The organism is Chryseobacterium salviniae (assembly GCF_035819015.1).
GTDB classification, from domain to species: domain Bacteria; phylum Bacteroidota; class Bacteroidia; order Flavobacteriales; family Weeksellaceae; genus Chryseobacterium; species Chryseobacterium salviniae.
Genome location: NZ_JAYLAA010000043.1, coordinates 116,769 through 122,768, shown reverse-complemented (window position 1 = coordinate 122,768; position 6,000 = coordinate 116,769). Strand labels below are relative to the sequence as shown.

At 37.4% G+C, this 6,000-nt stretch carries 8 protein-coding genes; 3 read left to right on the top strand and 5 right to left on the bottom strand.

Translation table 11 applies throughout. The features are described 5' to 3' along the window. On the top strand, window positions 1-320 hold a 320-nt coding region (locus SOP96_RS13595), incomplete at its 5' end, for a hypothetical protein (RefSeq protein WP_326321475.1). Window positions 321-429: 109 nt separating this feature from the next. Here SOP96_RS13595 and SOP96_RS13590 read toward each other — a convergent pair. After that, entirely contained in the window at window positions 430-1,068 is a 639-nt protein-coding gene (locus tag SOP96_RS13590) for an MBL fold metallo-hydrolase (RefSeq protein WP_326321474.1), read from the bottom strand. A 143-nt stretch (window positions 1,069-1,211) separates the two neighbouring features. Here SOP96_RS13590 and SOP96_RS13585 point away from each other — a divergent pair, with 143 nt between their 5' ends. Next, entirely contained in the window at window positions 1,212-2,423 is a 1,212-nt protein-coding gene (locus tag SOP96_RS13585; RefSeq protein ID WP_326321473.1) for a type IX secretion system plug protein, read from the top strand. 172 nt (window positions 2,424-2,595) lie between these two features. Here SOP96_RS13585 and SOP96_RS13580 read toward each other — a convergent pair whose 3' ends face one another. From SOP96_RS13580 to SOP96_RS13565, 4 genes are all read right to left on the bottom strand, one after another. Continuing rightward, window positions 2,596-2,844 (bottom strand): hypothetical protein, encoded by a 249-nt coding sequence (locus tag SOP96_RS13580; RefSeq protein WP_326321472.1) that lies wholly within the window; start codon window positions 2,842-2,844, stop codon window positions 2,596-2,598. Further along, window positions 2,845-3,075 carry a hypothetical protein gene (locus SOP96_RS13575; RefSeq protein WP_326321471.1) on the bottom strand — a complete coding sequence of 77 codons (231 nt, stop codon included), beginning with the start codon at window positions 3,073-3,075 and terminating at the stop codon, window positions 2,845-2,847. A 202-nt stretch (window positions 3,076-3,277) separates the two neighbouring features. After that, window positions 3,278-4,324, bottom strand: coding sequence for a ferrochelatase (hemH, locus tag SOP96_RS13570; RefSeq protein ID WP_326321470.1), 1,047 nt, complete (start codon window positions 4,322-4,324; stop codon window positions 3,278-3,280). Between the two features lie 41 nt (window positions 4,325-4,365). Beyond that, window positions 4,366-5,244, bottom strand: a complete 879-nt coding sequence (locus SOP96_RS13565; protein ID WP_326321469.1) for a NifU family protein — start codon at window positions 5,242-5,244, stop codon at window positions 4,366-4,368. 142 nt (window positions 5,245-5,386) lie between these two features. On the opposite strand from SOP96_RS13565, the gene SOP96_RS13560 reads away from it, so the two are divergent. Further along, on the top strand, window positions 5,387-5,923 hold the full coding sequence (locus SOP96_RS13560) for a gamma carbonic anhydrase family protein (RefSeq protein WP_326321468.1): 537 nt from the start codon (window positions 5,387-5,389) through the stop codon (window positions 5,921-5,923). The last annotated feature ends 77 nt before the right edge of the window (window positions 5,924-6,000 follow it).

Here is a 6,000-nt window from a genome sequence, read left to right as displayed (position 1 = left end):
CTTATATCCTCACAAGCCTTAAAGACAAGATTGCGGAGATTACTCCCGTGGAAAAGATTTTCGTTTTCGGGAGCAGGGGCAGATTGCCTTTTGAAAGCTGGAACGAGCTCGAAGGAAAAGACTGGGATATTTTGGTACAGGCAGGCTGCAGGCTCAAGAATGCCCACGTTTTAGTAGAACCGGGTTACCATCTGGACCTTTTGGGTATGAGCAGGGAACAAACCGAGAAATTCATCGGGAATATTAAAACCAAACAACTTTTTCCCGTAAATGAATTGGAATTTTTAATCACTAAACACACAAATGATGGAAAATTTTGACGACGAGTTCGGAGATTTATCCGGATACAAAATACTTTCTTTTGAAGAAGTAACCCAAGGATTTGAAGGAAAAGCACTTGCATGGAATTCAAGAAAGCCAACCCCAACCTCACCTGAAAAACGGATTATACGCCTTCTCAAACCCAATACTCGTCGGATTTCCATGGCCTGATAAAACCTTTGTTTCAGGGTCGAGGATAAAAAGTTTCGTTCTGATTCCTTCAATCAGCTGCTCGTAATTTCCTTTAAACAAATCCGTTCTGCCGATGCTTCCTTCAAAAAGAACATCCCCGGAAATCATGAATTTTTGCCCTTCATTATGATACACAACACTTCCCGGAGAGTGGCCCGGAACATGGTAAATTTTGAATCTTTCACCATCCAGCTCCAGCTCGTCATTTTCATTAATGTACCGAATATCTGCGTGAATATGTTCGAGCTCCATCCCGAAACGCATTCCGCTGATCTGGAACATGTCAAGCACTTCTTTGTCGTCCTTATGCATGAAAACAGGAACGTTAAAAGTATCAGAAGCCCACTGTAATCCCAAAATGTGATCAATATGAGCATGAGTTAAAAGAATTTTCTCAATATTCAGCTTATTTTCAACAATAAAATTTGCGATCGCTTTGGTTTCTTCATTATTCATATTTCCCGGGTCAATCAGCCACGCATTTTTATTTTCATTATAAACAATGTATGTGTTTTCACTGGCAAAATTAAATACGAAACGTTGTATCTGAAGCATAATATGTATATGTTTAATAACAACAAATGTAATCACAAAAGTTAGGGTGTAAAATAGTATGATCTAAATATTTCCAATTAAAATGTCATTAAAAACCTTTGGATCACCTCCAAAATCTCCCGTTTTTCTTTATCTTCGTCATAATGAAAACTTTGCGACTATTTTTACTTACCCTGAGCGGATTTGTTTTTGGACAGAATATCCAGAGCATTCAGCTATTCAATCCTCAAACCAATGATGAAACACCGGTTATTTATTTTAACCAGCAGCTGGTTCTAAGCTTTGACGACCTTACCAACGCCAGTGAAATTTACAGATATACCATCAAACATTACAACAGGAACTGGGAAGACGACAATCTTTTCTTCACCGAATATGCTACAGGAAGTTTAAACGCTTTGCTGGACAGGTTTCAGTATTCTTTCAATACGCTTCAGCCGTACACCCACTACAAACTCACGTTCCCGAATGATAAAATGCAGCTTAAAATATCCGGGAATTATGAAATTATCGTTTATAAAAACTCTGCAGATCAACCTTTATTTAAAAGAAGATTTTATCTCGTTGAAGATGCAGCATCATTGGCAATAAATGTTTCAAGATTTGCCGATGCAAGAAATCCCGAAGCCAACCAAAGGATTGAGGTGAAAGCAGCTTCAAAAGGCGGAGATCTTTCTTCCAACGTAAACTCAATGACGCTGAACGTCATGCAGAACAACAATCCGAATGTTATCATAAACAACTTAAAGCCAAGCACAACACTCGGAAATCAATTGTTGTTTCAGCAGCTGTCTCTCGTCTTCCCCGGAAACAATGAATTTTATTATTTTGATAATAAAAACATGAATATGGCTGCCGACATGGTTCGCGCAACAGAAGTAAAAGATGGCATTAACAATACCTACCTTCATCCGGTATGGGCTTTTCCGTTGAATTACCAGTACCAGCCTGATGTTAATGGCGCATGGTATTACAGGCGAAACGACCTGGGAAGAGAAAGGGATGCGGAAAGAGAGGCCGATTATTCCTGGGTTCATTTTTCACTCGACTCAGATCCTGTAGATAAGGAAATCTATGTATTGGGCGGTTTCAATGATTTCAAGCCGAGCCAGGAAAACCAAATGCAATACGACGCAGAAACAAAGAAATATGTTGCCCGAATATATCTTAAACAGGGTTTCTATAATTACATCCTTGCCACAAAAAATCCTGGTGGCCCGCTCAATTTCGGTGAAGTCAACGGTAACTTTTGGCAGACGGAAAACCTCTACCAGGCATTTCTATATTATGCGCCGTTTGGAAGAAACTATGATGGTTTGATAGGCTATGGTGAATTCAGAACTCCGGTGAGATAGACTTAAAGGCTTCATAATTTTTACCTTTTCAACAGTAAATTATTTACATCATAAACCAACCTTCAAGGTTTTTTAAACCTTGAAGGTTTTAATTTTATAAATAAAGTAAAAAAAGAAAAACCTCACAGATGAAATCTGCAAGGCTTAATATAATAATGGTCTGGAAATCAGGTTAATTTTTGAAAATAGCAGTTATAAACAACGTTTCTTGATTTTCAAAAATATAATGAACAATAACGGGAAAACCTTCCATTGAAGAGGTGTTAATCCCTGCAGATCTTTCAGAATGCAGCACTATCATATTGATGGTAGCTTTAAGACTCTCAAGAAAATCAATTCCTTTTTGCTTATGTTCTGCGCTAAAAACTCTCATAAGAAGCCTTATGTCATTTTTTGCCATAGAAGAAAGAAGAATTTTCATTTAAGCACAATACTTTTTCAGCTCCGAAATGTTTTCGTAAAAATCCAGTTTGGTAGAAGGGTTTTCATTGTGGAACTGAATCCTGTATAAAATCTCATCCATATGAAATGGTGAAACTGAAGGCGTATTTTTCTCCTCAAAGCTTTCCATCATTTTTGCAAAAGCTTCTAAAGCATCCGGACCGAAGTTCTCAATCTTTTTTTTTAAAAATTCTGCAGTTGTATTCATCATTTTACTTTTTTAGGTTGATGATATTGTTTTGATGGGGTAAAGTTAAGAAAAATATTTAAAAAGAGGAAATAAATTAAAAAAAAATAAGGGGGGTGTATTTATTTTTTTTGTTTTTATGAATTAATAATGTTAAAATAAAGGGGATGGGAGGTAAATTTTAAATTTCAAAAAAAAGAGCCTCCGACTTCGAAGGCTTATTATTTTACACTAAATAAAATTCATTGAGTTTTTCCTCACATAAGGTTTTGACGACTTCAATCCATCGATCCTCATCATTCAGGCAAGGAATATAATGGAAATTTTCTCCTCCGGCTTCAGTAAACTGGTGTTTGCCTTCCACTGAAATTTCCTCCAGGGTTTCCAGGCAGTCCGAAACAAAAGCAGGACAAACAACCGCAAGATTTTTAATTCCTTTTTTAGGAATCGTTTCAAAGGTTTCATCTGTGTAAGGTTCAATCCATTTGTCTTTTCCAAGCCTTGACTGAAACGAAACAATCACCTTTTCTTTTGGAAGGTTCAGCTTTTCAATAACGGTTTCAGTGGTTTTAAAACACTGATGGCGGTAGCAGAACTGATGGCTCGGATTACTTTCCCTGCTGCAGCAATCGTTGAGGTTGCAGGTTTTGGTGGGATCTGTTTTAAAGATATGTCTTTCCGGAACGCCGTGATAAGAGAATTGCAGCGCATCGAAATGTTCAGGAAGTTTTTCCCGAATGCTTTCCGCAAGGCAATCGATATAAATCTCACGATTATAAAACGGTTGAATATAATTGATCTTCACTTCCGGAAATTTCAGTTTCCTCACCTCTTCAGCTTTTTCAATAACAGTTTCCGTGGTGCTCATCGCATACTGCGGATAAAGCGGGAAAAGCACGATTTCAGAAACGCCTTTTTCAGCAAGAGCACGGATTCCCGTTTCAATGCTGGGCTCTGCATATCTCATCCCGATTTCTACCGGAACATCAACCCGTTTTTGTAATTTTTTCCGGATTTTCTCAGTAATAACGATTAAAGGTGAGCCTTCATCCGTCCAAACGGTTTTATAGGCTTCTGCGGATTTAGGCGGACGGGTTTTCAGGATAATTCCCTGTACAAGCAATGCCCGGAAGATCCATCGGTAGTCGATTACTCTTTCATCCATCAGGAACTCATCAAGATATTCTTTTACATCCTTTACATCCGTGGATTTTGGCGAACCGAGATTTACCAGTAAAATTCCTTTCTTTGAGTTTGAGAATTCTTTCTCCAAGTTTTTTTATTTAAAGTTTACAATCTTTCTGCGCAATTAAATTATCCGTTAACAGCTTCTACACGTTCTACAAGATCCGGAACGAATTGTTTTAGAATATTTTCAATGCCGTTTTTCAGGGTAGCGGTAGAACTCGGACAACCGGAACATGCTCCCTGCAGAAGCATTTTTGCAGTCTTATTTTCCTGGTCGTATTCCATTAAAGATATTTTTCCTCCATCGTTTTCTACAGCCGGAGCAACATATTCATTTAGGATATCTGAAATTTTTTGTTCATCTTCTGTGTAGTCTCTGTTAATGATTTTTTCTACGGGATTTTCATGTTTTTGTGCTTCTATTTCAGAAATTTTTCCTCCATTCTGAAGATATTCTGCAATCAATGCACGAACAGTCATCATTACCTGATGCCATTCTACAGAATTATCTCTTGTTACAGCAACAAAATTATCAGAAATAAAAACTTCCTTAGCAAAGTCGAATTCCTTAAAAATCGCCTGTGCCAAAGGAACTCCATCTGCAGCGTCTCTTGATTTTACTTCTACAAAACCCTCCAGAAGCAATTTGTTGGAAACAAACTTCATCACATTCGGATTCGGAGTCATTTCAGCATAAATCTGGTATAATTCCTTTTTCTTCTGAAGATAAATTCTCGGGTTGGCCAAAAGTTCATCCTCAATTACGTTTTTAAGGCTTTCCGCAACATGTTCCCATTCTATGGTATCTTGTTTTGCAACCGCTACAAAATTAGCCGTAATAAAAATTCTTTCCACAAACGGATAGTTGAAAAGTTCCTGCGCCAAAGGGATTTCTGAAATGTCCGAATCTCTGTCCAGTTCCAAAGAACCGGGAATCAGATTATAATCCGCTACAAATTTCATCACTTTCGGGTTTTCAGTTGGCTCTATAAGTATAGTATGCATTTTTTCTTTAAATTTGAGATACAAAAATACGCAATTAGAAATTAGAAGCGAGGAATAGCCAATTAGATTTTTGCTATCGGCATGATTTAAAAATGATGAATGAATCTCCTAATTCAATTATTACAAAAAATTCAAATTAAATATGGCACTTATCAAAGAACTTTTAGGGAAATCACCGCAGATGGGAGAAAATACCTTTTTGGCAGAAACGGCTGTCATCATAGGTGATGTTACAATGGGACGCGACTGCAGTATATGGTACAATGCGGTAATAAGGGGAGATGTTCATTATATAAAGATGGGAAATAAAGTGAATGTTCAGGACAATGCGATGCTGCACTGCACCTATCAGAAACATCCTTTAAATATAGGGAATAATGTTTCCATAGGGCATAATGCAATAGTTCATGGCTGCACTATTAAAGATAACGTACTGATCGGAATGGGTGCCATTGTAATGGATGATTGCCTTGTTGAGGAAAATTCTATCGTCGGAGCAGGTTCTGTAGTAACACAGGGAACACACATCAAATCCGGTGAAGTCTGGGGTGGAGTTCCGGCCAGGAAAATTAAGGATATCAATTCTCAGCTGCTCGAAGGAGAGGTAAACCGAATTGCTGATAATTATGTAAAATATTCTTCATGGTACAAAGAAAATGTAAAAAACTTGGAAGGATAATTGATCAATAATGAATTGTGAAAGGTAAATTTTATCTTAATGAATTAGCCATTCACAATTCATCATTGACTTAAAAG

What these genes read in the sequence shown, in the direction of transcription:
- SOP96_RS13585 (WP_326321473.1), top strand. Translation starts at nt 1,212, where the DNA reads ATGAAAACTTTGCGACTATTTTTACTTACCCTGAGCGGATTTGTTTTT.
- SOP96_RS13560 (WP_326321468.1), top strand. Translation starts at nt 5,387, where the DNA reads ATGGCACTTATCAAAGAACTTTTAGGGAAATCACCGCAGATGGGAGAA.
- SOP96_RS13580 (WP_326321472.1), bottom strand. Translation starts at nt 2,844, where the DNA reads ATGAAAATTCTTCTTTCTTCTATGGCAAAAAATGACATAAGGCTTCTT.
- SOP96_RS13590 (WP_326321474.1), bottom strand. Translation starts at nt 1,068, where the DNA reads ATGCTTCAGATACAACGTTTCGTATTTAATTTTGCCAGTGAAAACACA.
- SOP96_RS13565 (WP_326321469.1), bottom strand. Translation starts at nt 5,244, where the DNA reads ATGCATACTATACTTATAGAGCCAACTGAAAACCCGAAAGTGATGAAA.
- SOP96_RS13575 (WP_326321471.1), bottom strand. Translation starts at nt 3,075, where the DNA reads ATGATGAATACAACTGCAGAATTTTTAAAAAAAAAGATTGAGAACTTC.